This window comes from Methylobacterium sp. CB376, assembly GCF_029714205.1.
GTDB lineage: Bacteria > Pseudomonadota > Alphaproteobacteria > Rhizobiales > Beijerinckiaceae > Methylobacterium.
In genome coordinates this window covers 7,278,092-7,304,580 of the sequence record NZ_CP121648.1, presented here as the reverse complement: position 1 = coordinate 7,304,580, position 26,489 = coordinate 7,278,092, and the positions used below count along the sequence as shown (strand labels likewise).

At 73.6% G+C, this 26,489-nt stretch carries 29 protein-coding genes and 1 pseudogene; 17 read left to right on the top strand and 13 right to left on the bottom strand.

Translation table 11 applies throughout. From position 1 onward, the window contains the following. Positions 1–116: 116 nt before the first annotated feature. Positions 117–1,508 (bottom strand): cytochrome P450, encoded by a 1,392-nt coding sequence (locus QA634_RS33635; RefSeq protein WP_012336289.1) that lies wholly within the window; start codon positions 1,506–1,508, stop codon positions 117–119. Between the two features lie 332 nt (positions 1,509–1,840). On the opposite strand from QA634_RS33635, the gene QA634_RS33630 reads away from it, so the two are divergent. After that, positions 1,841–2,269, top strand: a complete 429-nt coding sequence (locus QA634_RS33630; RefSeq protein ID WP_012336288.1) for an RNA polymerase sigma factor region1.1 domain-containing protein — start codon at positions 1,841–1,843, stop codon at positions 2,267–2,269. 20 nt (positions 2,270–2,289) lie between these two features. Beyond that, positions 2,290–3,432, top strand: coding sequence for a carboxylate-amine ligase (locus QA634_RS33625; protein ID WP_012336287.1), 1,143 nt, complete (start codon positions 2,290–2,292; stop codon positions 3,430–3,432). Positions 3,433–3,451: 19 nt separating this feature from the next. On the opposite strand, the gene QA634_RS33620 is transcribed toward QA634_RS33625, so the two are convergent. After that, positions 3,452–4,477 (bottom strand): DUF808 domain-containing protein, encoded by a 1,026-nt coding sequence (locus QA634_RS33620; protein WP_012336286.1) that lies wholly within the window; start codon positions 4,475–4,477, stop codon positions 3,452–3,454. 72 nt (positions 4,478–4,549) lie between these two features. After that, entirely contained in the window at positions 4,550–4,921 is a 372-nt protein-coding gene (locus QA634_RS33615) for a hypothetical protein (protein WP_012336285.1), read from the bottom strand. Positions 4,922–5,164: 243 nt separating this feature from the next. Here QA634_RS33615 and QA634_RS33610 point away from each other — a divergent pair, with 243 nt between their 5' ends. Further along, positions 5,165–5,395, top strand: coding sequence for a cysteine rich repeat-containing protein (locus tag QA634_RS33610; protein WP_150108775.1), 231 nt, complete (start codon positions 5,165–5,167; stop codon positions 5,393–5,395). 7 nt (positions 5,396–5,402) lie between these two features. On the opposite strand, the gene QA634_RS33605 is transcribed toward QA634_RS33610, so the two are convergent. Further along, positions 5,403–5,606 carry a ribosome modulation factor gene (locus QA634_RS33605; protein ID WP_043701867.1) on the bottom strand — a complete coding sequence of 68 codons (204 nt, stop codon included), beginning with the start codon at positions 5,604–5,606 and terminating at the stop codon, positions 5,403–5,405. 156 nt (positions 5,607–5,762) lie between these two features. Here QA634_RS33605 and QA634_RS33600 point away from each other — a divergent pair, with 156 nt between their 5' ends. Continuing rightward, positions 5,763–6,707, top strand: a complete 945-nt coding sequence (locus tag QA634_RS33600; RefSeq protein ID WP_012336284.1) for an oxidoreductase — start codon at positions 5,763–5,765, stop codon at positions 6,705–6,707. A gap of 4 nt (positions 6,708–6,711) precedes the next feature. Here QA634_RS33600 and QA634_RS33595 read toward each other — a convergent pair whose 3' ends face one another. Together QA634_RS33595 and QA634_RS33590 are read right to left on the bottom strand one after the other, a co-directional pair. Next, positions 6,712–6,891, bottom strand: coding sequence for a hypothetical protein (locus QA634_RS33595; protein WP_012336283.1), 180 nt, complete (start codon positions 6,889–6,891; stop codon positions 6,712–6,714). A 115-nt stretch (positions 6,892–7,006) separates the two neighbouring features. Further along, on the bottom strand, positions 7,007–7,447 hold the full coding sequence (locus tag QA634_RS33590) for a hypothetical protein (protein ID WP_012336282.1): 441 nt from the start codon (positions 7,445–7,447) through the stop codon (positions 7,007–7,009). 228 nt (positions 7,448–7,675) lie between these two features. On the opposite strand from QA634_RS33590, the gene QA634_RS33585 reads away from it, so the two are divergent. Beyond that, the gene (locus QA634_RS33585) at positions 7,676–8,203 is read left to right on the top strand and encodes a DUF4142 domain-containing protein (protein ID WP_012336281.1); all 528 of its coding nucleotides are present in this window, start codon (positions 7,676–7,678) and stop codon (positions 8,201–8,203) included. A 308-nt stretch (positions 8,204–8,511) separates the two neighbouring features. Here the strand turns inward: QA634_RS33585 and QA634_RS33580 are convergent, their stop codons facing one another. After that, entirely contained in the window at positions 8,512–8,655 is a 144-nt protein-coding gene (locus QA634_RS33580; protein WP_012336279.1) for a hypothetical protein, read from the bottom strand. A 294-nt stretch (positions 8,656–8,949) separates the two neighbouring features. Here QA634_RS33580 and QA634_RS33575 point away from each other — a divergent pair, with 294 nt between their 5' ends. Next, positions 8,950–9,189, top strand: a complete 240-nt coding sequence (locus QA634_RS33575) for a hypothetical protein (RefSeq protein WP_012336278.1) — start codon at positions 8,950–8,952, stop codon at positions 9,187–9,189. A gap of 41 nt (positions 9,190–9,230) precedes the next feature. On the opposite strand, the gene QA634_RS33570 is transcribed toward QA634_RS33575, so the two are convergent. The 4 genes from QA634_RS33570 to QA634_RS33555 form a co-directional block, all read right to left on the bottom strand. Continuing rightward, the gene (locus tag QA634_RS33570; RefSeq protein ID WP_012336277.1) at positions 9,231–10,406 is read right to left on the bottom strand and encodes an alpha-hydroxy acid oxidase; all 1,176 of its coding nucleotides are present in this window, start codon (positions 10,404–10,406) and stop codon (positions 9,231–9,233) included. Between the two features lie 195 nt (positions 10,407–10,601). After that, entirely contained in the window at positions 10,602–12,167 is a 1,566-nt protein-coding gene (locus QA634_RS33565; protein WP_012336276.1) for a cation:proton antiporter, read from the bottom strand. 85 nt (positions 12,168–12,252) lie between these two features. Then, positions 12,253–13,359 (bottom strand): 3-isopropylmalate dehydrogenase, encoded by a 1,107-nt coding sequence (leuB, locus tag QA634_RS33560; protein ID WP_012336275.1) that lies wholly within the window; start codon positions 13,357–13,359, stop codon positions 12,253–12,255. Between the two features lie 67 nt (positions 13,360–13,426). Further along, positions 13,427–14,437: a polyprenyl synthetase family protein gene (locus QA634_RS33555; RefSeq protein WP_210161167.1), complete on the bottom strand. Its 1,011-nt coding sequence runs from the start codon at positions 14,435–14,437 to the stop codon at positions 13,427–13,429. Here QA634_RS33555 and QA634_RS33550 point away from each other — a divergent pair. From QA634_RS33550 to QA634_RS33535, 4 genes and pseudogenes are all read left to right on the top strand, one after another. After that, positions 14,436–15,206 (top strand): transglycosylase domain-containing protein, encoded by a 771-nt coding sequence (locus QA634_RS33550; RefSeq protein WP_012336273.1) that lies wholly within the window; start codon positions 14,436–14,438, stop codon positions 15,204–15,206. The two genes, QA634_RS33555 and QA634_RS33550, sit on opposite strands and share 2 nt — an antisense overlap. Before the next feature lie 84 nt (positions 15,207–15,290). After that, the gene (locus tag QA634_RS33545; RefSeq protein WP_012336272.1) at positions 15,291–15,632 is read left to right on the top strand and encodes a hypothetical protein; all 342 of its coding nucleotides are present in this window, start codon (positions 15,291–15,293) and stop codon (positions 15,630–15,632) included. 78 nt (positions 15,633–15,710) lie between these two features. Then, positions 15,711–16,379 (top strand): annotated as a pseudogene (locus QA634_RS33540) (DUF4424 family protein); the annotation flags it as partial. A gap of 118 nt (positions 16,380–16,497) precedes the next feature. Then, the gene (locus QA634_RS33535) at positions 16,498–16,710 is read left to right on the top strand and encodes a DUF4424 family protein (RefSeq protein ID WP_265576479.1); all 213 of its coding nucleotides are present in this window, start codon (positions 16,498–16,500) and stop codon (positions 16,708–16,710) included. A gap of 23 nt (positions 16,711–16,733) precedes the next feature. Here the strand turns inward: QA634_RS33535 and QA634_RS33530 are convergent, their stop codons facing one another. Continuing rightward, the gene (locus QA634_RS33530) at positions 16,734–17,975 is read right to left on the bottom strand and encodes an argininosuccinate synthase (RefSeq protein ID WP_012336271.1); all 1,242 of its coding nucleotides are present in this window, start codon (positions 17,973–17,975) and stop codon (positions 16,734–16,736) included. A 223-nt stretch (positions 17,976–18,198) separates the two neighbouring features. Between QA634_RS33530 and QA634_RS33525 the strand changes: the two genes are divergently transcribed. The 7 genes from QA634_RS33525 to atpC all read left to right on the top strand — a co-directional run bounded on the left by QA634_RS33525 (position 18,199) and on the right by atpC (position 24,915). Further along, complete coding sequence (locus tag QA634_RS33525) at positions 18,199–18,825, top strand: 2-hydroxychromene-2-carboxylate isomerase (RefSeq protein WP_012336270.1); 627 nt, start codon at positions 18,199–18,201, stop codon at positions 18,823–18,825. Between the two features lie 107 nt (positions 18,826–18,932). Then, positions 18,933–19,640 (top strand): DsbA family protein, encoded by a 708-nt coding sequence (locus tag QA634_RS33520; protein WP_012336269.1) that lies wholly within the window; start codon positions 18,933–18,935, stop codon positions 19,638–19,640. A gap of 223 nt (positions 19,641–19,863) precedes the next feature. Further along, positions 19,864–20,436: a F0F1 ATP synthase subunit delta gene (locus QA634_RS33515; RefSeq protein ID WP_012336268.1), complete on the top strand. Its 573-nt coding sequence runs from the start codon at positions 19,864–19,866 to the stop codon at positions 20,434–20,436. A 61-nt stretch (positions 20,437–20,497) separates the two neighbouring features. After that, positions 20,498–22,027: a F0F1 ATP synthase subunit alpha gene (gene atpA, locus QA634_RS33510; RefSeq protein WP_012336267.1), complete on the top strand. Its 1,530-nt coding sequence runs from the start codon at positions 20,498–20,500 to the stop codon at positions 22,025–22,027. Between the two features lie 27 nt (positions 22,028–22,054). Next, on the top strand, positions 22,055–22,933 hold the full coding sequence (locus tag QA634_RS33505) for a F0F1 ATP synthase subunit gamma (RefSeq protein WP_012336266.1): 879 nt from the start codon (positions 22,055–22,057) through the stop codon (positions 22,931–22,933). A gap of 25 nt (positions 22,934–22,958) precedes the next feature. Then, on the top strand, positions 22,959–24,413 hold the full coding sequence (gene atpD, locus QA634_RS33500; RefSeq protein ID WP_012336265.1) for a F0F1 ATP synthase subunit beta: 1,455 nt from the start codon (positions 22,959–22,961) through the stop codon (positions 24,411–24,413). 100 nt (positions 24,414–24,513) lie between these two features. Beyond that, entirely contained in the window at positions 24,514–24,915 is a 402-nt protein-coding gene (atpC, locus tag QA634_RS33495; RefSeq protein ID WP_012336264.1) for an ATP synthase F1 subunit epsilon, read from the top strand. Between the two features lie 33 nt (positions 24,916–24,948). Here the strand turns inward: atpC and QA634_RS33490 are convergent, their stop codons facing one another. Next, positions 24,949–26,355 (bottom strand): FAD/NAD(P)-binding protein, encoded by a 1,407-nt coding sequence (locus QA634_RS33490; protein WP_012336263.1) that lies wholly within the window; start codon positions 26,353–26,355, stop codon positions 24,949–24,951. Positions 26,356–26,489 lie beyond the last annotated feature (134 nt).

The following is a 26,489-nucleotide window of genomic DNA, read 5'->3' as shown; positions in this document are numbered from 1 at the left end:
GAGCACTGGTCCGCGTCTGTTCGAGCGCCTGCGACACCGGGATCCGCCGAAACCGTCGACGGCGCCGTCATCGGGGGCTTCGATGACAGGGGAATGAAGGCGCCGCGCCCGAGGCGTCACCCCGCCCGCGGCGCCACCCGCATCGGCATGCCCTCGGCCGGCCGCAGGGTGATGCGCTGCTTGAGCGTCGGCACGAAGCCCGGGCGCAGGGCGAAGCGCAGGTCGCGGATCAGCACCGCCAGGATCGCCACCGCCTCCATGAGCGCGAAGCTCATGCCGATGCAGATGCGCGGCCCCGCCCCGAAGGGCAGGTAGGCGTAGCGGTCGCGGGCCTTGGCGGCCTCGGGGGCGAAGCGGTCCGGGTCGAAGCGGTCGGGCTCGTCCCAGAGCAGGGCGTGGCGGTGGATGGCGTAGATCGGCACGGTCACCGGGGTGCCGGGGCCGATCCGGTGGCCGCCGACATCGACCTCCTCCAGCGCCGCCCGCACCAGGACGGGGGCGGGGGGGTAGAGGCGCATCGCCTCCTGGATGGCCTGGCGCGTGAAGCCGAGCGCCTCGACGTGGTGCGGCGCCAGGGGCCCGCCGCCCGTCACCGCCTCGACCTCCGCCACGACCCGCGCCTCGATCGCGGGATGCAGGGCCAGGAGGTAGAGGGTCCAGGCGAGGGCGAGCGCCGTGGTCTCGTGCCCGGCGGTGACGAAGGTGAGCAGGTTGTCGGCGACGTCGCGGTCGTCCATCGCCCGGCCGGATTCCGGATCGCGGGCGGCGACGAGCAGGCTGAGCAGGTCGTCCCGGCCCTCGACGCCGCCGGCCCGGCCCTCGGCCACGAGGCGCAGGAGCTCGTCCCGCAGGTAGGTCCGCGCCGCCTCGGAGCGCCGCCGGCCCGGGAAGGGCATCCAGGCCGGCGCCCGCAGCAGGGTCAGGGCGAAGATCCAGCTGGTCGATTCGAGGTAGTCGGTGATGCCGCGCTCGACCCGCGCCACGTCGATGCGGCCGTGGCTGGAGAGCATGGTGGCGGCGATGATGTCGAAGGTGGTGCGCATCATCACCTGGGCGAGGTCGGCCTCGGTGCCGGGCGGCAGGCCCTTTAGCGCCTCGCGGGTGCGCTCGGCGGCGGCGATCATGGCCGGCAGGAAGCCCAGGATGCGCTCGTTGCGGAAGATCGGCGCCGCCGCCCGCCGCTGCCAGCGCCAGCGCGCCCCGTCCGCGGTCAGGATCGCGTCGCCGAGGGCCGGCGAGAGGGAGCGGCGCAGCACCTCCGACTTCTCGAAGGACTCGGCCCGATCGACCAGCACCGTCCGCACGAGGCCCGGATCCATCACGAACAGGGTCGCGCGGCCCAGGAAGGTCGATTGGTAGACGCGGTCGCGGTAGACCGCGCGCGGCCAGGTCTCGACCGGGTTGCGCACCACGGTGCGGATGTAGCGCAGGGGCGCGAGCGGGGCCTCGGGCGGGTCGAGGCGGGCCGTCGTCGGCCAGTCCAGCGGGAGCGTCGGTTGCGCGGTCATGGCTCGGCCGTCCTCCGCGCCCGAAGCGGCGCCTGCGCGCCCAGCGGCGCTCCGGCGCCCGCGAGGGCGCCCCGCGCCCCGGGTCGCGGCGCGCTCCTGAACCTCGTCACCCGGTGGGCCGGCATCAAGGCCCCGGGCGACCGAGCCCCGTCCTTGCGGGCAGACCTGGGCGGCAGCGTGGCCGCGCGGACGCAACGCCCGGGCGCGCGCCACGTTGATGCTCCGCGCCGCGGCGGCCGGGCGCGCGGGGAGGCGCCCGCCCGCGGTTCACTCAGGACCGCCCGGGACGGGAGACCCTGCCCGGGACGGACCGTCGCCGCGAGGAGGATTCCATGCAGCCCGCCATCGACCGCGCGACCCTCGACCGGCTGATCGCCCGAGGCAGGGAGCGGGGCGAACTCACCAGCGCGGACCTGCGCGCCGCGCTTCCGATCTCGGGGATGAGCCCGGACGCGATCGCCCTGGTGCTGATCGAACTCGAGGAGGCCGGCGTGCCGGTCGAGCTGGAGGAGGACCTGCTCGCGCCGGGGCGGGGATTCTCCGCCGCGCCGCCGCCGGCCGCCGAGCTGCCGGCGGGGCGCGAGGTGCCGCGGGCGGCCCCGCCCGGCCCGGCGGCGCACGCCGGCGCGGCCTCCCCCCCCGCCGCCGCACCCCGGCCGGGGCCGGCCCGGCCCGCCGCCCGGGAGGATCGGGCGATCGCGCTCGCCGGGTTCGGCGCGATCGTCCTCGGGCTGCTCATCGCCGCCGCGCTCTCCCATTGACGGCTCGACACGAGGCTGCGATGCGCGACCACGCCTACCCGTTCGGCATCGAGGAGGAGTTCTTCCTCGCCGACGCGGCGACCCGCGGCACGCCCGGCGAGGGCGTGGCGGGCTTCCACGCCGCCGCCCGCGCGCTCCTGCCCGCCGCCGAGCGCGAGTTGCTGGAGAGCCAGGTCGAGATCGCCTCGCCGCCCGCGACCGAGGCCGCGGCGGCCCGCGCCTCCCTCGCCGGCCTGCGCCGGGGCCTCGCCGAGATCGGGCGGGTGCACGGGCTCCTGGTCCTCGCCGCCGGCACCCACCCGACCGCCGCCTGGGAGCGGCAGCGGCCGACGGACGGCGCCCGCTACCGGACGATCCTCGACGCGGTGCGGATGGTCGGGCGGCGCAGCGTGGTGAGCGGGCTGCACGTCCACGTGGAGGTGGCGGATCCGGCGGCCCGCATCGACCTGCTGACCCGGCTGACGCCCTTCCTGCCCCTGCTCCTCGGGCTCTCGGTCTCCTCGCCCTTCTGGCAGGGCCGTCCGACCGGCCTCGCGGGCTACCGGCTCAGCGTCTTCGGCGAGCTGCCCCGGACCGGGCTGCCCGACTTCTTCGCCGGGCCGGACGCCTACGCGCGCTACATTCGGATCATGGAGCGGGCGGGCGCCATCCGGGACGCGAGCTTCCTGTGGTGGCACCTGCGGCCGTCCCTGCGCTACCCGACGCTGGAATTGCGGGTCGCCGACAGCATCCCGCGCCTCGACGACGCGCTCGCGGTGGCGGCGCTCTACCGCTGCCTGGTGCGCGCGGTCGAGCGCCGCCCCGACCTGAACGCGGACCTCGACGGCGTCTCCCGCGCGCTCGCCCGGGAGAACCTCTGGCGGGCGCAGGCGGACGGCGCGCGGGCCGCGCTGATCGACGAGGCGCGCGAGGCCGCGGTGCCGTTCGCGGAGGCCCTGGAGGCGGTCCTCGCCCTGGTGGCGGAGGATGCCGAGGCGCTCGGCTGCCCCGAGGCGCTGGAGGGGCCGCGGCGGATCCTGGCGCAGGGGACGAGCGCCGACCGTCAGGTGGCCGCCTACGAGGCCGCCCGCGGCGCCGGGGCGAGCGAGGAGGCGGCCCTCGCGGCCGTGGTCGACCTGCTCGCCCGCGAGACGGAGGGACGCGAGGGCGCCGCGCCGGCGTAGGGCGGCCCGGCGCGGCCCGTCAGGCCCGCAGGCTGGCGAGGGCCGGCGTGACGAGGTGGCGGGCGACCGGGATCAGCAGCGCGCCGACGACGAGGCCGACCACGCCCGAGAGCGCGGCCGTCACCACCCACTCGGCCACGGCCTCGCCGAAGGGCACCCGATCGCCGACCGCCTCGGCGGCATGCGCGATGCCGTGGCCGAGCGCGGCGAGGCCGAACCCCTCCAGACCGTGCACCAGGATGCCGCCGCCGACCCAGATCATGGCCGCCGTGCCGACGATCCCGAGCCCGCGCAGCAGCGCCGGCATCAGGCGGACCAGCCCGCGCCCGACCGCCCGGGTGAGCGGGCGAAGCCGCCGGTCGCCCGGGGTCGGGGCGGGCCCCGAAGGCGCGCGCAGGCCGAACAGGGTCGAGGCCGGGCGCTCCTCGCGGGCGAGGGCCAGCCCGACATCGTCCGCCTTCACGATCAGCGCCACCACCCCGTAGACGAGTCCGGTGATGCCGATGCCCACCGCCGCCAGCACGAAGACCTGGGTGGCGAGCCCGGCCTCCGCCACGCCCGCGAGGGTGAGCGCCATGATCTCGGCCGAGAGGATGAAGTCGGTCTTGATGGCGCTCGCGACCTTCTGGTCCTCCACCGCCCCGGCGTCCCGCGGGGTCGCCGGCTCGGCCTCCTCGCCCCCGCCGTGGGGCCACAGAGCTTCCACCACCTTCTCGGCCCCCTCGAAGCACAGGTAGGCGCCGCCCAGCATCAGCAGCGGGGTGAGCAGGAAGGGCGCCAGGAAGCTCAGCGCCAGCGCGCCGGGAAGCAGGAAGAGCAGCTTGTTGCGAAGCGAGCCGAGCGCGATCTTGCCGATGATCGGCAATTCGCGCGAGGCCGAGAAGCCAGTGACGTAGCGGGGCGTGACGGCCGTGTCGTCGATGACGACCCCCACCGCCTTGGCGCCGGCCCGCGTGGCCTGCGAGGCCGCGTCGTCGAGGGAGGCGGCCGCGAGCTTCGCCAGGCCGGCGATGTCGTCGAGGAGCGCGATCAGGCCGGTCGCCATCGGGTGTCCCGCGTGGTGGAGAGAACCGGGAGCATAACGCGCGGAGCCCGAAGCGGCGCCACGCGGCGCCCTTCACCCTTCGTCGAGGCGCTGCCCGGCCTCGCCGTAGCCGAGGGCGGCGGCGCGGCGATTGACGATCCCGAGGCGCAGCACCGTCCGCTCGAGCCGGTCGATCGCGGCGAGGAGCCGGTCGCGGGCCGGGCCGACCCGCTCCGGCTCGGTCTCGGGCGGCGTCTCGGCGAAGTCGACCGCGGTGATCAGCACGTGGTCGCGGGCATCCTCGATCCGCGGATCCCGCTCCACGTGGCCGCGCACGTCGTCGTCCCAGGCCTTGATCACCGCCCAGGGCAGCTGGTCCGGCGTGAGGGCGCCCGGATGCATCCGCGCCCGGTCCCGCGCCGCCCCGGCGGCCGCCCTGATCAGGCTGACGAGCTTCGCTTCCATGCCGGCCTCCCGTCGTGACGCAAAGCGCGGACGCCGCCCGCGTTCCCGAACCCGCGCCCGAACCCGCGCGGCGGGCGGCCTGGACCCGAGCACGCCCCGGAGCGGAGCGCCAGGCCGCGCGCGGCGGCCCCGCCGGGCCGGCCGGGAGTCCCGCGTGACTTGGCGAATTCGGCGCTGGATTCAGTGACGACACCGCGTATCTTGATCACGCCGCAGATTCGGCGAAAGACAGGGAGGCTTTCCGTGGGACGAGTGGCCATTTTCGCCTGTTTCACCCTGATGACCTGCGTCGCGTCGAGCGAGAGCTTCGCCCAGTCGGACGCGGCGCGGCAGGCCTGCTCGCCCGATGCGCAGCGCTTGTGCAGCTCGGCCGGGAGCGATCCCCAGCGCGTGGCGGCCTGCCTGCGCCAGAACCGCCGCAGCCTCAGCCCGGCCTGCCGGAGCGCGATGGCGAGGAAGTCCCGGCGCGGCTGAGCCCCCGTCAGCGCCCGCCGGCCTCGCCCGGCGGAGGCGCCGGGCGCTCCGGCGGGGCCTCTCCCGCCCGCGCGGCGTCGTAGCCCGCGAGCCAGAGGGCATTCGCCGGGGTCCCGGCGGCGTAGGGGCAATCCTCCCGCCTCAGGCCCTTGGTCGGCGCGAAGTAGCCGAGGGTGTAGTGGTCGAGGTGGTCGTCGGGCACGTCCGTCACGGCCGTCTCCTGAGCGTGGGGTGATCCACTGAGAGTTGGGTGATCAACGCGGACAACGCGGCGCGGGGCGGGCGGGGCGCGCCGCCCGCGGACGGAACGTCCGCGGCGCCGGCGGATTGGTCGGCCATGCCTCAGAGTTCCATGCCTCAGAGTTCCATGCCCGAGCCGTCCTTGCCCGCCAATGCCTGGACCCCCGCCGCCATCCCGCCCCAGACCGGCCGACTCGTCGTCGTCACCGGGGCGACGAGCGGGATCGGCTACGAGGCGGCGCTCGCCCTGGCGCGGGCCGGGGCGCGGGTCGTGCTGGCGGCCCGCGACGAGGCCAAGGCGCAGCGCGCCGTCGCGTCGATCCGCGCCGCCGCCCCGAGCGCCGACCTCGCCGTCGAGCCCCTCGACACCGCCGCGCTCGCCTCCGTGCGCGCCTTCGCGGAGCGCTGGCAGGCGCGGGGCCTGGGGATCGACGGCCTCATCCTCAACGCCGGCATCGCCGCCGTGCCCACCCGGGAGGAGACCCCGGACGGGTTCGAGCGGCAGCTCGGCACCAACTATCTCGGGCATTTCGCGCTCACCGGGCTGCTCCTGCCCTGGCTGCGGGAGGCCCCGGCCGCGCGGATCGTGCCGGTCGCGAGCCTCGCCCACCGGCAGGCGAGGATCCACTTCGAGGACCTCCAGCGCCGGCAGGGCTACGGCCCGCAGGACGCCTACCGGCAGTCCAAGCTCGCCATGCTGATGTTCGGGCTGGAACTCGACCGGCGTCTGCGCGCGGCCGGCTCGCCGATGCGGGCGATCCCGGTCCATCCCGGCATCGCGCGCACCGACATCTTCCGGCGCGGCGACCGGGCTGGCGCGATCCAGCAATTCGCCGGCCGGGCGATCTTCGCGGTGATCGGCCAGAGCGCGGCCCAGGGCGCCTGGCCGCTCCTCTACGCGGCGACGGCGCCGGAGGCGGAGAGCGGCCGCTACTACGGCCCGGACGGGATCTGGGAGGCGCGGGGCCATCCGGCCCCGGCGCAGGTCGCCGCGCAGGCCCGCGACGCGCAGGCGGCGGCGCGGCTCTGGCGCGACTCCGAGGCGCTGACCGGGGTGACGTACCGGCTCTGACCGGTCAGCCCGTCACCCGGCCCACCACGCCCCCGACCGCCTCCCGCACGCTGCCGGCCACCTGCGCGGCCGTGTCGGCGATCGCCCGCGCGACGCTCCGCGTCTCCGCCTCGGGCTTGCGGTTCTCGGGCTTGCGATTCCTGGGCTTCTTCCAGGATGGACGCCGACGGGCCTTGGTCGCCATGGCTGTGATCTCCTCAATGGGCGACCTGAGGTAGAGTGCCGCCGCGATCCGGAAAGGGCCGGGCCGGCGGTGCGATCCGAGCCTTCCGACCCGAGTCACTCGCCGGATCACTCGGTCACTCGCGCGGGATGCGCCCGGCCGAGCACAAGGTGCGCACGCTGCCGCGCGGATCGACGTAGCAGCTCGCCTGCCATCCGTTCTCGCGCACCACGCCACCATTCGGCCGGCCCTGGGCCTCGCCGTAGGCGCTGCGGAAGGCGGCGCTCAGCCGCTCGGGGCTCTCGCCGATGGCGAGGGCGGCCGCGCGGGCGATGGCCTCGAAATAGGCGGCCGAGGGGCTGCGCTCGCTGGAGCGGGCGGCCACGATCGGATCGGCCCGGCAGGTCACGTCGAGCGACAGCCCGCCCGGCCCTCGGAAGTCCACGCCCGGCCCCTCGCGGTGGGCGATGCGGGTGCCGGTGGCCGCGGCGATCCGGGACGCGAGGGCGTCGCACTCGTCGGCCCGGGCCGCGGCGAGGGACAGGAGGAGCAGGAGGGCGGCGCGGGACAGGATCATGGGGGCGAGACACCCGGATGGCGACCCCGACATCTCCCGCGCCCGGCGCCGCCGCGCAAGTCCCGGCGGCGCAAGTCCCGGCCGCGCAAGTCCCGGCCGCGCAAGTCCCGGCCGCGGAACCCCGGCGGTCACGGCCAGTTCCTCCGGCACACGCGCGACGCCGCCCGGCCGCGCGACCGGCTGAGCCGGCCGCGGCCGCGCGGCTGCCCCACCTCAAGGGAGATCACGATGCGACGCCCCATCCTCGTCCTGGCGGGCCTGATGCTCGCCAGCCCCGTCCTCGCCCAGTCGCTGAGCGAGAAGAGCGGCCTCAACTCGCTGATCGGGACCGCACCCTCGACGGCCGACTTCATCAAGGAGGCGGCGATCAGCGACATGTTCGAGATGCAGTCGAGCCAGCTCGCCGCCGAGCGCGCCGACGAGCCGACCAAGAAGTTCGCCACCAAGATGATCGAGGACCATCAGAAGACCAGCACCGAGATGAAGGCCATGGTGCAGTCCGGCAAGGTGAAGGCCGAGATCCCGACCGCGCTCGACTCCTCGCACCAGAGCATGCTCGACAAGCTGAAGGGCCTCAACGGGGCCGACTTCACCAAGCAGTATCACAGCGACCAAGTGAAGGCGCACAAGGACGCGGTGGACCTGTTCCAGCGCTACGCCAAGGGCGGCGACAACGACGAGCTGAAGGCCTGGGCGGGCAAGACCGAGCCGGCGCTCGCCGAGCACCTGAAGATGGCGCAGAACCTCGACAAGTAGCGTCCTCGGACACCCGCGCCTCTCCGGACAGGGGCGGCGCGGGAACCTCCCCCGGGGCCGGGAGCCCGGCCGCGCGTGCCTCAGCCGCGCGTGCCTCAGCGGCCCGAAGGGTCGCGGCGCGCGGCCGAAGCGGCGTGGTCGGCGTGCCGGGCGAGGACGCCGAGGGCGACCAGGAGCGCGACGAGCGCCAGCGCGAAGAGGAATGCCTGCATTCTGCCACCTTGCCGGTCGGGCCGATCCGGTGAGGCGGTTTCAAGTTTCGGACCAGGATCCTGCCCGAGAGCTGCGCCCGGCGCGGGGCAGTCCCTTCAGTAGCAGACGGCGAGGCCGCCGAGCCGCGACGCGAGCTGGTACGCCTTGGCGCGGGTGAGGCCGCGCAGGATCACCCGGTCGTCGCTGTAGAGGGTGAAGGTGCCGTCCGCGTCGGCCTGGATCCGGATGCCTTCTGCCATGACGCGGCATTCCTCCCGTCTGCCGGCCGCGAAGCCTCGCCGCGGCCGTTCCAGCGCACAACGCGCGAGCCGCCGCGAAGGTCGCAAGCGCGGCCGCACTTTCGGTACTCCGCCGCGCGAGGTCCCGCCGGTCGGCGGATCCCGCGCCCGGCACGTCGGCGCGCCCGATGCAATCGCGGCCGAAACGATTTTTTGCGAGGAACCTCCGCCGCAGGATGAAACTTTCCCACCCGCTCATCCGTCGATGAGGCCGTTCCCCGCTTCCGGAGGGGACCCCGAGGAGAGACGACGACGATGAAGAAGACGATTCTGGGCTTGGCCGCCGCCCTGGTGCTGGGCGGCCTCGGCACCGGTTCGGCCTCGGCCGCGTCCGCCGAGGTGGCGCTGGGCCATGCCCCGACCGCCTACGTGCAGATGACCCGCACGGAGCGCCGCATGATGCGCCACCGGATGATGCACCGCGAGATGCACCACCGCCGGATGATGCGCCACCGGATGATGCATCACCGCATGCACCGCATGCACCGGATGTGAGCCGCGCGCCGCGGAGCCCCGAGCGCTCCGCGGCGATCCGGTCACGCGGCGACGGGCGCGAAGCGCGTCGCCAGGATGTCCGAGGTCACCGCCTTGACGTCGCGCAGGCCGCACATCGCCATGGTGGTGTCGAGTTCCTTGCGGATGATGTCGAGGCACTGGGTGACGCCCGCCTCGCCGCCGGCCCCGAGCCCGTACAGGAAGGCGCGGCCGATGAAGACGCCCTTGGCGCCGAGCGCCAGCGCCTTGATGACGTCCTGCCCCGAGCGGATCCCCCCGTCCATCAGCACCTCGATGCGGCTGCCGACCGCCTCGGCGATCGCCGGCAGGGCCGTGATCGAGGAGGGCGCCCCGTCCAGCTGACGCCCGCCGTGGTTCGACACGATGAGGGCCTGGGCGCCGCTGCGCGCCGCGAGCTCCGCATCCTCCGGATCGAGGATCCCCTTGAGGATGAGCGGGCCACCCCAGCGGTCCTGGATGCGCTTCACGTCGTCCCAGTTGAGGGTCGGGTCGAACTGCTCGGCGGTCCAGGAGGAGAGCGAGGAGAGGTCGCTCACCCCCTTCGCGTGACCGACGATGTTGCGGAAGGTGCGGCGCTGCGTGCGCAGCATGTCCAGGCACCAGCGCGGCTTGGTGGCGAGGTTGAGGATGTTCGGCAGGGTCATCCGGGGCGGGGTGGACAGCCCGTTCTTGATGTCCTTGTGGCGCTGGCCGAGGATCTGCAGGTCGAGGGTGAGCACCAGGGCCGAGCAGCCGGCCGCCTTGGCGCGGTCGATCAGCCGGTTGATGAAGTCCCGGTCGCGCATGACGTAGAGCTGGAACCAGAACGGCCGGTCGGTGTTCTCGGCGACGTCCTCGATCGAGCAGATGCTCATGGTCGAGAGCGTGAAGGGCACGCCGGCCTTGGCGGCGGCCCGGGCCGCCAGGATCTCGCCGTCCGCGTGCTGCATGCCGGTGAGGCCGGTCGGCGCGAGGGCCACCGGCATGCTGACCGGCTGGCCGACCATGGTGCTGGCGAGGGTGCGGTTCGTCATGTCGACGGCGACGCGCTGGCGCAGCTTGATCGCGGCGAAATCGGCCTCGTTCGCCCGGTAGGTGCCCTCGGTGTAGGAGCCGGAATCGGCATAGTCGTAGAACATCCGCGGCACCCGCCGCTCGGCGAGCACGCGCAGGTCCTCGATGCAGGTCGCGGGCGCCGAGGAGAAGAACCGCGACATCGGGGAAGGCGGCCGCGACGACGGCATCCGGGTCGAACTCATGGGCGTCCTCTGGGGTGGTCTCTGGGGCTTCCTCGCGCGGCGTCCCGGCGGGGGCACCGCCGCGATGGGCCGTCGTGCCCGCCATACCCCGAGGCTCGCGCCCTTGCCCACCCCCTTGCGGCTCCCTGGCCCGCCCCGCCCGGGGCCTTCGGGCTAGATCTGGTCGATCTCCTCCCGCGGCGTCGCGCTGAGCTCGGCCCAGTCGAGCTCCTCCTCCAGGCGGAAGAAGGCGTCGTCGCCGATGGCGCCCCTGTCGCGCAGGTCGAGGATGGTCTGGCGGGCGGCCTCGATCGCCCGGCGGCGGGGCGCGTCGGAGGGCAGGCTGCCCGGCGCGCGGCCCTCGCGGTCGCGCTCGGCCTCGTTGAGCACCGCCGCGAATTCGTGGCGCAGGGCCGCCGCGTGCGGCGAGCGCTCGCGCGACAGGCTCGCGACCGCCGCCCGGTAGGCCTCCGCGCGGGCGAGCCCGACCTCGCGCCCGACCGGGTCGTCGTCGCGCAGCGCCAGCCAGGCGAGGAGCGGGCGCAGGGTGAGGCCCTGGATCACCAGCGTGCCGAGCACCACGGCGAAGGCGGTGAGCACCACGAGGTCGCGGTACGGGAAGGCGCGCTCTCCGCCCTCCGGCAGGGCGAGCGCCAGCGCCACCGTGACGACGCCGCGCATGCCGCACCACGCCACCGTGGCGCTGCCCGACAGGCTCGCGGGCTCGGGCCCGATCGCCCCCCCGTATCGGCGCCACAGCCGCCCGAAAGCCGCCGCGCCCATCACCCAGGCGAGGCGCACCAGCACCACGGTGAGGAACAGGGCCGCCGCCACCACGGCGTAGCGGTTGCGGTCCTCTGGCGTCAGCCCCTCCAGGATCGGCCCGACCTGCAGCCCGATCAGCACGAAGGCGAGCACGTTGAGGACGAAGACCGCCGTCTCCCAGACCGCGTAGGAGGGGACCCGCAGATGGGCGGGCATCGTCGCCGGGGAGATCCGTGCCACGGTGATGGCGTAACTCACCACCGTCAGCACCCCGGAGAGCCCGGCCCGCTCGGCCATGACCCAGATCCCGAAGGTGGCGACGAATTGCAGCACGATGCTGCTCGGCGCGTCGGCGATGCCCCGCACCGCCCGCACGTAGATCCAGGCCAGGACCGGCCCGGCCACGAGGCTGCCGACCACCCCGATCAGGAAGGTCGGCACCACGTCCCGCGCCGCGAAGCTGCCGCTCACGGCCGCCGGCACGGCGAGCCGGTAGATCAGCAGCGCCGAGGCGTCGTTGAACAGGCTCTCGCCCTTGAGGATGGTGACGAGCCGGTGGGGCAGCGGCACGTGGCGCAGCACCGAGAGGGCCGCGACCGCGTCGGGCGGCGCCACGATCGCGCCGAGCGCGATGCAGGCCGCGAGCGGCATGTCGGGCACGAGCCAGCGCAGGGTCGCGGCCACCGCCACCGTGGTGATGCCGACCGCCCCGAGGACGAGGCCCGCGATGGGCAGCCAGTTGACGCGCAGGTCGCGCAGGGACGTGTCGTAGCCGGCATCGAGCAGGACCGGCGCGACGAACAGGGCGAGGGCGAGGTCGGGGTCGAGGCGCAGGCTCGGGACCGCGTCCACGAAGGCGAGGGCCGCCCCGCCGAGGGCCAGGAAGGCCGGGAACGGCGCCCCGAGGCGCCGTGCCAGGGCCGCCAGCAGCACGGCGACCAGCAGGACGCCGACGATCCATTCGAAGACGTGCATGCGCTCCGCAACCACCCGGCTGCGGAGATAGGGCGCGCGGCGCGCACCGACACCGGGCGGGGGAGATCCCCCGGGCCGGCGCCCGTCAGCCGGCCAGCGCCGCGAGTTCGCGCAGGATCGCGTCGCCCATCTCGCGCGTCCCGACCGCGTTCGCCCCCGGGCCGGCGATGTCGCGGGTGCGGGTGCCGGAGGCGAGCGTCCGGGTGATCGCACCCTCGACGAGGTCGGCGGCCTCGCCGAGGTCGAAGGAGTAGCGCAGGGCCATGGCGAGCGAGCCGATCATGGCGATCGGGTTGGCGAGGTTCTGGCCGGCGATGTCGGGCGCCGAGCCGTGGACCGGCTCGTAGAGGGCGCGCCGCGTCCCGTTCTCGACGGCGCCGAGCGAGGCCGAGGGCAGCATCCCGAGCGAGCCGGTCAGCATCGCGGCCACGTCCGATAGGATGTCGCCGAACAGGTTGTCGGTGACGAGCACGTCGAACTGCTTGGGGTTGCGCACCAGCTGCATCGCGCAATTGTCGGCCAGCACGTGCTCCAGCGCGACGTCGGAGAACCGCTCGGCGTGCACGCGGCCGACCACCTCCTTCCAGAGGACGCCGGTCTTCATCACGTTGTGCTTCTCGGCCGAGGAGACCTTGTTGCGCCGCTTGCGGGCGAGGTCGAAGGCCACCGCGGCGATGCGCTCGATCTCGCCCGACGTGTAGATCTGGGTGTCGACGGCGCGCTTGGTGCCGTCCTCCAGGGTGACGATCTCCTTGGGCTCGCCGAAATAGACGCCGCCCGTCAGTTCGCGGACGATCACGATGTCGAGCCCCTCGACCAGCTCCCGCTTGAGCGCCGAGGCCTCGGCGAGCGCCGGGTAGCAGATCGCCGGGCGCAGATTCGCGAACAGCCCGAGATCCTTGCGCAGGCGCAGGAGGCCCGCCTCGGGCCGCTTCGCGTAGGCGACCTCCGCCCATTTCGGCCCGCCGACGGCGCCGAACAGCACCGCGTCCGCCGCCCTGGCGCGCTCCAGCGCGGCCTCGGTGAGGGGCACGCCGTGCGCGTCGAGGGCCGCGCCGCCGACGAGGTCGGTCTCGGTCTCGAAGGCGGCGATGCCGCGGGCCGACAGCCAGGCCAGCACCTTCTCCACCTCGCGCGCCACTTCGGGGCCGATGCCGTCGCCGGGAAGGAGCAGGATCTTGTGCGTGGCCATGGGATGGGTTCCGGGGAGGGGACGAGGGGACGAGGGGACGAGGGGACGAGGGGCGCGCCGCGCCCGCTCAGGTCTTGCGCGCGACCGTGAAGCGGGCCGCCTCGCGCAGCGTCGCGGCGGCCTCGCCCCAGGGGCGCAGGGCGGCCTCGCAGACGCCGACGAGGCGCTCGCACTCGGCGCGGGCGCCGTCGAGGCCGAGGCGATCGACCAGGGTCGCCTTGCCGGCCGCCGCGTCCTTGCCGGTGCGCTTGCCCATCGCCTCGGCGGAGGCCTCGCGGTCGAGGATGTCGTCGGCGACCTGGAAGGCCTGGCCGAGGGCGCGGCCGTAGGCGAGGAGGGCGGCGCGCTGCTCCGCGTCGGCGCCACCGACGATCGCCCCGGCCTCGACCGAGACGGCGAGGAGCGCGCCGGTCTTCATCGCCTGGAGCTGCAGGGTCGCGTCGACGTCGAGCGCCGCCTCGCCGAAGCGGCCCTCGGCGCCGAGGTCGAGGAGCTGGCCGCCGACCATCCCGCCGAGACCGGCCGCCCGGGCGAGCCCGAGCACGAGGTCGGCCCGGATGCCCGCGTCGGGTTGCCAGGCCGGGTCGGCCAAGAGTTCGAAGGCGAGCGTCAGCAGCGCGTCGCCCGCCAGGATCGCCGTCGCCTCGTCGAAGGCCTTGTGGACGGTGGGCTTGCCGCGGCGCAGGTCGTCGTCGTCCATGGCCGGCAGGTCGTCGTGGACCAGCGAGTAGCAGTGGACGAGTTCGATGCCCCCGCCCGCGGCCAGCGCTCCCGGATAGGGGCCGCCGAGGAGACGGGCGGTCTCGATGGTCAGGAAGGGGCGCAGGCGCTTGCCGCCGCCGAGCACCGCGTGGCGCATCGCCTGCATCAGGCGCGGGGGCCGGGTGATCTCGCCCGGGCCGGTCGCGTCGCCGAGGCGCTCGTCGAGAAAGACCTCCACCGCCTCCGCGACCGCTGTGAGCCGGGCGGGGAAATCGGCGCCCTCCGGATAGAAGCCGCCGGCCGTTCCGTGCGAAGGACCGGGGGAAGCCGCGGCGGGCTTGCGTGTCTCGGCCGGGCCGGCCTGCGGTGACGTCATGGGGAAAGCCTCGGTCGAGGAAGCGGGGGAGGACGGGATTCAGGAGCCGCGCGGCGCGATCACGGGGCAGGAGGCGGGCCGGTCCGCCGCGGCGCCCGCGCGCCGGTTCGCCCGCGCGCTGCGCCTGCTCGTGCTGCTGCCTTTCACCGCGGTGATCCTCGTCCTGTGCCTCGCGCTCGTCTATCGCGCGGTCGATCCGCCCTCAACCCTCATGCTCGGCCGCTGGCTGACCGGCCGGCCGGTCGAGCGGGACCGCGTCCCGCTCGCCGGCATCGCCCCGGTCCTGGTCCAGGCGGTGATCGCCTCCGAGGACCAGCGCTTCTGCCTGCACCGGGGCGTCGACTGGGAGGCGCTCGGCGAGGTGGTGAGCGACGAGGACGGGCCGAGCCGCGGCGCCTCCACGGTCACCATGCAGACGGTCAAGAACGTTTTCCTGTGGCCCGGCCGCTCCTACCTGCGCAAGGCGATGGAGATCCCCCTCGCGCTGCTGGCGGACCTGGTCTGGGGCAAGCGGCGGACGATGGAGATCTACCTCAACGTGGCCGAGTGGGGGGACGGCATCTACGGCGCGGAGGCCGCCGCCCGTCACTGGTTCGGCAAGGGCGCCCGCGACCTCACCCGGAGCGAGGCGGCGCTCCTCGTCGTCGCCCTGCCCAACCCGGCGGCCCGCAGCCCGGCCCACCCGTCGCGGGGCTTGAGGGCGCTCGCCGGGCGCCTGCAGGCGCGCCTGGCGCGCATCGGCTCGCTCGCCGCCTGCGTCCGGCCCTGACGCTGCGGCGCGACGCCCGGGAACGCGGGTGGCGCGCCGTCCATTCCCCGCGTAGAGAGCGGGCCTGGCCGCGCAGGAGGCAGCATGTTCACACTCGAAATCAACGGAACCCCGGTCGCCGTCATCCGGGCCACCGAGACCCAGGCCCGCGAGCTCCTCGACGTGGAGGGGTTCAAGGACGACCTGCGCACCATGACCACCGAGGGGCGCCCGCTCTGGTCGGGCGAGGATTCCGCGCTCAAGCTGCGTCCCTCGACCGAGGACGAGGTCGACACCTTCGACGAGGCGATGGAGGAGGACGAGGAGTTCGACGAGGAGCCGGACGATTCGGGCGCGACCGCGGCGTCGGGCACGTCCGACGAGGAGGAGCCGGACGACGTCGACATCCTGTTCCTCATCGACATCGACGACGAGGCCGAGCACTGAGCCGGGACGCCGGAGGGCCTTCCCTTACGGCGGGTTTTCGCGATACGGCCTCCCGGGCTCGGGCAAGCGGGGGGCTGGATGCGGATCGGTCGGTTGCGGGCGTGCGGCGGGATCGCCCTCGCGCTCCTGGGTCTGGCCGGGGCGCCGGCCCGGGCCAACGACAGCGCGGCGGAACTCGACGCGGGCGGCCTCGCCCTCGTCAAGGATCCGGCGGTCGCGCTCCTGAGCGAGGACCTGCGCCTCGGCCTCGACCGCATCGCGGTCGACTACGTGTTCCGCAACACGGGCGAGGCGCCGCGCCGGCTCCGGGTCGCCTTCCCGCTCCCCTCGGTCGACGGGGCGGCGCTGAGCTCCTCGCCGCTCTCGCTGCCCTTCGAGGACCGGGCGAATTTCGTCGGCTTCACCGTGACGGTGGACGGGGCGGCGATCCGTCCGGCCCTGGAGGAGCGGGCCTATCTCGGCGCGCGCGAGGTCACCGACCTCCTCAGGCGCCACGGCCTGCCCCTCAACCCGCTGCGCCGGGCCGACCTGGAGAAGGCCGTCAAGGCGCTCTCGCCCGAGGCGCGCCGGCGCCTCGCCGCGGAGGGCCTGCTGCCGGCCGAGGACGGCCCCGAATGGGGGCAGTGGCGGCTTGAGGCCAAGTTCCACTGGGAGCAGACCTTTCCTCCGGGCCGGGACGTCGCCGTGTCGCACGCCTACGTGCCCGTGAAGGGGACCTACCTCCTCGACGCCAAAGAGGCGTCGCGCCGGGAGTACCGAACCCGCTACTGCCTCGACGAGGCGGGGCTCGGCGGGATCCGGCGCCTGATCGGGCAGGGCAAGGAATTCGGGCGGCGTCGTCTCGTCGGCGGTGGTCCCCTACATCGTGACCACGGCGCGGAACTGGGCCGGCCGCATCGGCCGCTTCACCCTGACCATCGACAAGGGCCGCCCCGACACGCTGGTGAGCTTCTGCCGGAGCGGCGTGACGAAGACCGGCCCCACCACCTTCCGGTGGGAGGCCCGCGACTACGTGCCGGACGAGGACCTGCGGGTGCTGTTCGTGTCGCGCGACCCGGAGGCGCTCGGGATCAAGTGAGGGGGTGGGGGCGCCCCGCCCTCTCAACCCCCGATCTTGCGCCTGCGCTGCCCCAGCGTGCGCAGGCGCAGGGCGTTGAGCTTGATGAAGCCGGCCGCGTCGCGCTGGTCGTAGGCCACCGCGCCCTCCTCGAAGGTGACGAGGTCCTGGTCGTAGAGGGAGTTCGGGCTCTCGCGGCCGATCACGTAGACGCCGCCCTTGTAGAGCTTCAGGCGCACCGTGCCGGTCACCAGCTCCTGGCTCTTGTCGATCAGCGCCTGCAGCATCTCGCGCTCGGGCGAGAACCAGAAGCCGTTGTAGATCAGCTCGGCGTAGCGCGGCATCAGCTCGTCCTTGAGGTGGGCCGCGCCGCGGTCGAGGGTGATCGACTCGATCGCCCGGTGGGCCGGCAGCAGGATCGTGCCGCCGGGCGTCTCGTACATGCCGCGGCTCTTCATGCCGACGAAGCGGTTCTCGACGAGGTCGAGGCGGCCGATGCCGTTGGCCCGGCCGAGGTCGTTGAGCCGCGCGAGCAGCGTGGCGGGCGACAGGGGCTCCCCGTCGAGCGAGACCGCGTCGCCGCGCTCGAAGCCGATCGTGATCACGGTCGGGCTGTCGGGCGCCTCCTCGGGCGAGAGGGTGCGGGAATAGACGTAGTCCGGCACGTCCAGCGCCGGATCCTCCAGCACCTTGCCCTCCGAGGAGGCGTGCAGCAGGTTCGCGTCGACCGAGAAGGGCGCCTCGCCGCGCTTGTCCTTGGCGATCGGGATCTGGTGCTGCTCGGCGAAGGCGAGCAGCGCCTCGCGGCTCTTGAAATCCCACTCGCGCCAGGGGGCGATCACCGTCACGTCGGGCTTGAGGGCGTAGTAGCCGAGCTCGAACCGGACCTGGTCGTTGCCCTTGCCGGTGGCGCCGTGCGCGACCGCGTCGGCCCCGACCCGGTCGGCGATCTCGATCTGCTTCTTGGCGATCAGGGGCCGGGCGATCGAGGTGCCCAGGAGGTACACGCCCTCGTACTGGGCATTCGCCCGGAACATCGGGAAGACGTAGTCGCGGACGAATTCCTCGCGCAGGTCCTCGATGAAGATGTTCTCGGGCTTGATCCCGAGCAGCTCCGCCTTGCGCCGGGCCGGCTCCAGCTCCTCGCCCTGGCCGAGGTCGGCCGTGAACGTCACCACCTCGCAGCCGTAGGTGGTCTGGAGCCATTTGAGAATGATCGAGGTGTCGAGCCCGCCCGAATAGGCGAGCACGACCTTCTGCACGCGCTTCTGGGTTGGGTGTGCCATGGGAACGGGCCTCGGCTGCCGGCAGGAAGGGACGCGCGGCTCTATCAGCCGCGCCCGCCCGCGTGCAACCGCGGCGGCGCCCCGGCGCTTTCCCCGCGCGGCGCTCCCCGCCCGGCATCGGCCTCGGCTGCGGCCTTGGCTTCGGCCTTGGCTTCGGCCTTGGCGCTTGTGGCAGGGCGGGGGCGGAGCGAAGCTGCCTGGATGATGCGCAGGAGGAGCCTTGATGGCGCGCCGGCCCACCCTCGAATTCTGGTTCGAATTCGCGTCGACCTACTCCTACCTCGCGGCGATGCGGATCGAGGCGCTGGCGGAGGCGGCGGGGGTCTCCCTGCGCTGGCGGCCCTTCCTGCTCGGGCCGCTCTTCGCCGGCCAGGGCTGGTCCACCTCGCCCTTCAACCTCTACCCGGCCAAGGGCCGCGCCATGTGGCGCGACCTCGCCCGCGAGGCGGCGCGGCTCGGCCTGCCGCCGATCCGGCGGCCCGCCGAGTTCCCGCAGAACAGCCTCGCGGCGGCGCGGGTGGCGACCTACGGGGCCGAGGAGCCCTGGATCGGCGCCTTCACCCGCGCCGTCTTCGAGGCAGAATTCGCCCGAGGCCAGTCGATCGCCGAGCCCGGCAGCATCTCGGCCCTGCTGAACGGCCTCTCCCTCGACGGCCCGGGCATCGTCAAGGCGGCGACCGCCGAGCCGAACAAGAGCCGGCTGCGCGTCATCGGCGAGGAGGCGAAGTCGCGCGGCATCTTCGGCGCGCCCACCTTCCTCACCGAGGACGGCGAGCTGTTCTGGGGCAACGACAGGCTCGAACAGGCCCTGGCCTGGGCGGTGGGGGAGCGCCCGCCGGGCTTCACCTGATCCGGGGCCGGGAGCCGCAGGGAGCCCTCCGGGACGGGCGCGCGGCGCCTTGTTTCGGCCAAGCTGGGGCGGCACCCCTGCCGTCCTGGTCCGAACCGGTTCCCCCGATGCGTCTCTCCCGCCGCTCCTTCCTCGCCGCGCTCGCCGCCTCCGCCGCCCCGGCCCGGGCGCAGGAGGACCCCGCCGGCGAGGGCCAATGGTACCCGCTCACCGGGGATGACGGGCGCCCGGTCGCCAACCGCCGCCTGCCCGGGGAACTCGTCTCCGAGATCGAGGCCCTGCCCGGGATCGTGCTGGCCGGCAGCGCGACGCCCGACATCACCCTCTACGAGTTCTTCGACTTCAACTGCCCCTGGTGCCGGGCGGCCTCCCGCGACCTCGACTCCCTGCTCCGGGCCCGCCCGACCCTGCGGATCGGCCTCGTCCAGAACCCGATCCTGTCGCCGCGCTCGGCGCAGGCCGCCAAGGTCGCGCTCGCCCTGCAGCGGCGGGCCGGCCCGGCCGCGTCCTTCGCCCTCTACCGGGACCTCCTCGGCCGCCCCGGCGCGATCGACGGGCCGGCCTCCCTCAACGCCGCCCGCGCGCTCGGCCACGACCGCGCCGCCCTGGCGGAAGAGGCCGATTCGACCCTGGTCGGGCGGGCGCTCGCGACCCAGATGCGGCTGGCCGCCGACCTTGGCCTTTCGGCTACCCCGTCCTACGTGGTGGGGACGACCGCGCTCCTCGGCCATCCCGGCGGGCGGACCCTCGCCCGCATCCTGGCCAGCGTCGAGACCTGCGACACCGTTGTGTGCAACACGGAAAGTCCCGGCTGAGCGCCCCCGGCCGGCCCTCTCCAACCCGCTGAACCGGTTGCCGGAAGCGCCCCGGCCCGGCCCCAGGCGTCGCCTTGCGCCCCCCGTGAACCCATGCTAGGCCCGCGCCGCGCCGGGGAGGGGGGCTTCCGGTCCGGCGCCTTCCCATCATCGACGGGCCGCGCCGCCGAGCCGGCGAGGGGCGGAAGCGGGACCCGGCGGCCCAGGTAGAGAGAGAGCGCTGGTGGCTCAGAACGGATCGGAATCGGGTTCCACCCTGGGCGGCGTCGCGGGGCGCTACGCCTCGGCCCTGTTCGAACTGGCGCGCGACGAGCGCGCCGTGGACGCAGTCACCGAGGGGCTCGACCGGTTCGACGCGCTGCTGCGCGAGAGCGCCGACCTGCAGCGCCTGGTGCGCAGCCCCGTCTTCAGCACCGAGGAGCAGGTCAAGGCGGTCGAGGCGGTGCTGGCCCGCGCCGGCATCACCGGCCTGGCGGCCAATTTCATCCGCCTCGCGGCCGCCAACCGCCGGCTGTTCGTGCTCCCCGACATGATCCGGGCCTACCGGGTGCTGGTGCGCGAGGCCAAGGGCATCGTCCGGGCCGAGGTGCGGCTCGCCGAACCCCCCTCCGACGCCGTGCTGGAGGAGATCAAGGCCTCCCTGCGCGACGTCGCCCGCGCGGAGGTCGAGCTCGACCTGCGCGTCGACCCGAGCCTGATCGGCGGCATCGTGGTCAAGCTCGGCAGCCGCATGGTCGACGCCTCGCTGCGCACCAGGCTCAACAGCATCCGCCTCGCGATGCGGGACGCGCGCTGAGGGCACCGAGCCCCCGCGCGATCCGCCCCTGACACACACTCGAACGAGAGAAGGTCCGACGATGGACATCCGAGCCGCTGAGATCTCCGCGATCCTGAAGGAGCAGATCAAGAACTTCGGCCAGGAGGCCGAGGTCACCGAGGTCGGCCAGGTCCTGTCGGTCGGCGACGGCATCGCCCGCGTCTACGGCCTCGACAACGTCCAGGCCGGCGAGATGGTCGAGTTCGAGTCGGGCGTGCGCGGCATGGCCCTGAACCTCGAGCAGGACAATGTCGGCGTCGTCATCTTCGGCGTCGACCGCGACATCAAGGAAGGCCAGACCGTCAAGCGCACCGGCGCCATCGTGGACGTCCCGGTCGGCAAGGGCCTGCTCGGCCGCGTCGTCGACGCGCTCGGCAACCCGATCGACGGAAAGGGCCCGATCGTCTCGACCGAGCGCCGCCGCGTCGACGTCAAGGCTCCCGGCATCATCCCGCGCAAGTCGGTGCACGAGCCGATGGCCACCGGCCTGAAGTCGGTCGACGCGCTGATCCCGATCGGCCGCGGCCAGCGCGAGCTGATCATCGGCGACCGTCAGACCGGCAAGACCGCCATCGCGCTCGACACCATCCTCAACCAGAAGCCGGCCCACGAGGGCACCGACGAGAAGGCCAAGCTCTACTGCGTCTACGTCGCGGTGGGCCAGAAGCGCTCGACCGTCGCCCAGTTCGTCAAGGTGCTGGAGGATAACGGCGCGCTCGACTACTCGATCGTGATCGCCGCCACCGCCTCCGACCCGGCGCCGATGCAGTTCCTGGCGCCGTTCTCCGGCTGCGCCATGGGCGAGTTCTTCCGCGACAACGGCATGCACGCCGTGATCATCTACGACGACCTGTCCAAGCAGGCCGTCGCCTACCGCCAGATGTCGCTGCTGCTGCGCCGCCCGCCGGGCCGCGAGGCCTATCCGGGCGACGTGTTCTACCTGCATTCCCGGCTGCTAGAGCGCGCCGCCAAGATGGGCGACGCCGCCGGCGCCGGCTCGCTGACCGCCCTGCCGGTCATCGAGACGCAGGCCAACGACGTCTCGGCCTACATCCCGACCAACGTGATCTCGATCACCGACGGCCAGATCTTCCTGGAGACCGACCTGTTCTACCAGGGCGTGCGCCCGGCGGTGAATGTCGGCCTCTCGGTCTCGCGCGTCGGCTCGGCGGCCCAGACCAAGGCGATGAAGAAGGTCGCCGGCAAGATCAAGGGCGAGCTCGCGCAGTACCGCGAGATGGCGGCCTTCGCGCAGTTCGGCTCCGACCTCGACGCGGCGACCCAGCGCCTGCTGAACCGCGGCTCGCGCCTGACCGAGCTCCTGAAGCAGCCGCAATTCTCGCCGCTCAAGATGGAGGAGCAGGTCGCGGTGATCTACGCCGGCGTGAACGGCTACCTCGACGCGATCCCGGTCAACCGGGTGCGCGCCTTCGAGGACGGGCTGCTCTCGACCCTGCGCGGCCGGCACGCCGACCTCCTGGAGACGATCCGGACCTCCAAGGACCTCGGCGACGACGCGGCGGCCAAGCTGAAGGGCGTGGTCGAGTCCTTCGCCAAGTCCTTCTCGTAACCCGGCACGAGCCCTGAGGGACCCCCGATGCCGAGTCTGAAGGACCTGCGCAACCGCATCGCCTCGGTGAAGGCGACCCAGAAGATCACCAAGGCGATGCAGATGGTGGCGGCGGCCAAGCTCCGCCGCGCGCAGAATGCGGCGGAGAACGCCCGGCCCTACGCGGAGCGGATGGCCGCCGTCCTCGGCAACCTCGCCACGAACCTGACGCCCGGGGCGGAGACGCCCCGGCTCCTGTCGGGCACGGGCGCCGACCGGGTCCACCTGCTGCTCGTCTGCACCGCGGAGCGCGGCCTCTGCGGCGCCTTCAACTCCTCGATCGCGCGCCTCGCGCGCGATCACGCCCGCCGCCTCACCGCGGAGGGCCGGACGGTCAAGATCATCTGCGTCGGCAAGAAGGGCTACGACATCCTGCGCCGCGAGTTCCGCGACCAGATCGTCGAGCTGATCGAGCTGCGCGGCGTGCGCCAGCTCGGCTTCGACAATGCCGAGACGATCGCCCAGAACCTGCTCGGCCGCTTCGAGGCGGGCGAGTTCGACATCGCGACCCTGTTCTACTCGCGTTTCCGGTCGGTGATCGTGCAGATCCCGACCGCGCAGCAGATCATCCCGGCCGAGATCCCGCCGGCCGGCGAGGCCGCGCAGACCGACGCCGCCTACGAGTACGAGCCGGACGAGGGCGAGATCCTGGCGGCGCTGCTGCCGAAGAACCTCACCGTCCAGATCCTCCGGGCGCTCCTGGAGAACGCCGCCTCCGAGCAGGGCGCGCGCATGAGCGCCATGGACAACGCGACCCGCAACGCCGGCGAGATGATCAAGAAGCAGACGCTGGTCTACAACCGGACCCGTCAGGCCCAGATCACCAAGGAGCTGATCGAGATCATCTCCGGCGCCGAGGCGCTCTGACCGCTCATTCCAGGGAATTCATCAGATGGCGAACACTGCGACTCCCGGCGTCGGCTCGAACAAGGTCGGCCACATCACCCAGGTCATCGGCGCGGTCGTCGACGTGCAGTTCGAGGGTCACCTGCCCGAGATCCTGAACGCGCTCGAGACCAAGAACCAGGGCAACCGCCTCGTCCTCGAAGTGGCGATGCAGCTCGGCGAGAGCACCGTGCGCTGCATCGCCATGGACACGTCCGAGGGTCTGGTGCGCGGCCAGGAGGTCATCGACACCGGCGCCCCGATCAAGGTCCCGGTCGGCGCCAACACGCTCGGCCGCATCATGAACGTGATCGGCGAGCCGATCGACGAGGCCGGCGCGATCGAGGCCCAGAGCTTCCGCGCCATCCACCAGCCGGCCCCGAGCTACGCCGAGCAGTCGACCGAGGCGCAGATCCTGGTCACCGGCATCAAGGTCGTCGACCTGCTCGCGCCCTACGCCAAGGGCGGCAAGATCGGCCTGTTCGGCGGCGCCGGCGTCGGCAAGACCGTGCTGATCATGGAGCTCATCAACAACATCGCGAAGGCCCATTCGGGCTACTCGGTCTTCGCGGGCGTGGGCGAGCGGACCCGCGAGGGCAACGACCTCTACCACGAGATGATCGAGTCCAAGGTCAACATGGACCCGAAGGAGCACGGCTCCGCCGAGGGCTCCAAGTGCGCCCTGGTCTACGGCCAGATGAACGAGCCCCCGGGCGCCCGCGCCCGCGTCGCGCTGACCGGCCTCACCGTCGCGGAGCATTTCCGCGACGAGGGCCAGGACGTGCTGTTCTTCGTCGACAACATCTTCCGCTTCACGCAGGCGGGTTCCGAGGTGTCGGCGCTGCTCGGCCGCATCCCCTCGGCGGTGGGCTATCAGCCGACGCTCGCCACCGACATGGGCGCCCTGCAGGAGCGCATCACCACCACGACGAAGGGCTCGATCACCTCGGTCCAGGCGATCTACGTGCCGGCCGACGACCTGACCGACCCGGCCCCGGCCACCTCCTTCGCCCACCTCGACGCCACGACCGTGCTGTCGCGCTCGATCGCCGAGAAGGGCATCTACCCGGCGGTGGACCCGCTCGACTCGACCTCGCGCATGCTCTCGCCGACCATCCTGGGCGAGGAGCACTACGCCACCGCCCGCCGGGTGCAGCAGGTGCTGCAGCGCTACAAGGCGCTCCAGGACATCATCGCGATCCTGGGCATGGACGAGCTGTCCGAGGAGGACAAGCTGACGGTGGCCCGCGCCCGCAAGATCGAGCGCTTCCTCAGCCAGCCCTTCCACGTGGCCGAGGTCTTCACCGGCTCGCCCGGCAAGCTCGTGGCCCTCGAGGACACGATCAAGGGCTTCAAGGGCTTGGTCGAGGGTGAGTACGACCACCTGCCGGAGGCGGCCTTCTACATGGTGGGCACGATCGAGGAGGCGGTCGAGAAGGCCCAGCGCCTCGCCGCGGCCTGATCGCCACGGTTCGCCTGACCGAACGGGGATCGGGCTCGCGCCCGGTCCCCGTTCCGCGACCGAAACCCGGGCCCGCCCCAACCGGAACTGACCTCATCCCATGGCCACTTTCCAGTTCGATCTCGTCGGCCCCGAGCGGGTCATCTATTCGGGCGCGGTCGACGCCGTGCAGCTGCCCGGTTCCGAGGGCGAGATGACCGTCCTGCCGGGCCACGCCCCGGTCCTGACCACCCTCAAGACCGGCGTGCTGGTCATCACCGAGGGCCCTCAGCACGGCAAGCGCGTGCTGGTGCGCGGGGGCTTCGCGGAGATCAACGCGACCGGCCTGATCGTGATCGCCGAGCGCGCGACGCCGGTGGAGGAGCTCACGCCCGAGAGCATCGACGCGGAGATCGCCAACGTCGAGACCCTGCGCGACGCCACGGACGACCTCGACAAGCGCCGCGACTTCGACATGCAGATCGCGCAGCTGCGGGAGTCGAAGGAGACGCTGAAGTTCTGATCCGGGATCCGCTTGATCGACGCGGATCCCGCATCACCCCTCTCCCGCCCGGGCGAGGGGTTTTTCGTGCGCGGCCTCGGCCGCGAGCCGCGCCGCCACGGTCGCGGCCAGGGCCGCCGCCTGGCCGCGGATGTCGGGCACGGCGGTGCATTCCCAGAGCGTGCCGCGCAGGAGCGGTCCCAGGGTCCAGAGCGGTCGCCCGGCCGTGCCGTCGGCCCCGATGAGCGCGAGATCCTCCGCGGCGGCGAGGCCGAGGCCGTGCGCGTCGGGCCGGACGACGCCGCGCTGCATCAGGCGGCGCAGGAGCGGGTCGTCGCTGCGCGCCACGCTGGCGACGCCCGACGCGTCGAGGATCCGCTGCACAGCCAGGTCGCGCGGCGTCGGCGCGCCCCGCTCCCGAATCCGCACCAGCGCGAAGCCGGCCTGATCCGCCACCGCCTCGACCCGGCCCCGCAGGATCGACAGCCCGCCGGCTTCGCGCTCCCGCGCGATGATCTCGGCCGCGGGCGGCGCCATCCGGTGGCGATGCACGTCCCAGACGCTGCGCAGGTGGCGCAGGAAGCGCCGCTGCTCCGCCTCCGGCAGGCCGCGCCAGAGCGCGACGCTGCCGGCGCGCAGCCCGTCGATCACGCCGCGCCAGTCGCTGCCCGCGGCGGCCGCCCGCGCCGCCTCGGCGCGCAGGCGGCGGAGCAGGAGCCGCGCGGAGAGCCGCTCCGCCTCGCTCAGGGCGGGGGCCGGCCAGGGCGCGGCCGGCGCGTGGACCTGCGGCAGGTAGCCGTGGCGGGAGAGGGCGAGGACCGGCCCGGGGAAGCCGCGCCGCCGGAGCGCCGCCACCGCGTCCACCATGGTGAGCCCGGTGCCGACGACGAGCACCGGCATGTCCGCCCGCAGCCCGTCGAGGGGAGCCTCGTCCCAGGGATCGAGGCGGTAGCGCGTGGTCCAGTCGCGGCCGCCGCGGAGTTTGCCGCAGGCGAGGATGACCCCGCTCACGGCCCTCACCCGCCCGGCCGCCAGGGTCAGGCGGAAACCCTCGGGGGCGGGGGCGAGGTCGACTACCGCGTCGTTCTCCAGGAGCAGGCGCGGCGACGCCTCCCCGGTCAGCGCCCCGACGAGGAGCTCGGTCAGGTAGCGCCCGTAGAGGCCGCGCGCGGCGAACACCCCCGCCGGCGTCGCGCGGATGCAGGCGAGGTCGTCGAGGCCGCAGCGTTCGAGCCAGCGCGAGAAATCCTCCGGCGCGTCCGGGAAGGCGCTCATGTTGGCGGCGCGGACGTTGAGGAGGTGGTCCGGACAGCCCGTCGCGTAGGCGAGGCCGCGGGCGAAGACCGCCGACTGCTCGCAGAGCAGCACCTGCCGCCCCGGCGGCAGCAGCCGGCTCAGGTGCAGGGCCGCCATGGTGCCGCTGAAGCCGGCACCGATCACCGCCACGGGAAGCTGGGGCATCGCTCGGTCCTCCGCCGAAACGCTCTCGCGACACCTGGGAGCGGCCCGCCGCCGGGCAGCCCGCGCCGGCCAGCCCGCGCCGGCCAGCCCCCGCCGGCCAGCCCCCGCCGGCCAAGCATCGTCCGCCGAGGGGA